The sequence below is a fragment of the Clostridium sp. DL1XJH146 genome, from assembly GCF_054819755.1.
Genome location: NZ_JBTVVN010000122.1, coordinates 1 through 331 on the forward strand (window position 1 = coordinate 1; position 331 = coordinate 331).

The window sequence follows — 331 nt, forward strand, 5'->3', positions numbered from 1 at the left end:
ATTTTTGCTAAAATAGTAAGGCCACCAGCGCTAGAACCTGACATGAAAAGTAAGGACATAGCTATTCCTGATACTACACCAGCAAATATTGCAGCAATCATTTTTTCATCCATAGGTTGAAAGTGGATATATTTATTAGATAAATCTATTAATATTGAAGATGAAATAATAAAGATTGAACTTTTTAATATGAATTTTTTTCCTATTAATTTATATCCAAAGATGAATAGAGGAATATTTAGAATAATTAAAAGTTTCCCTACTGGAAATTGGAATACATGATTTAAAGTAAGAGCTATACCAGCTAGTCCACTTGTACCAATAGTATTTG

Annotated in this window: 1 protein-coding gene; it reads right to left on the reverse strand. The window is 28.7% G+C overall.

The window, feature by feature from the left end; translation table 11 throughout:
- Positions 1-331: YitT family protein (locus ACVHXK_RS18765; protein WP_461207933.1), on the reverse strand; the 331-nt coding region annotated here is incomplete at both ends.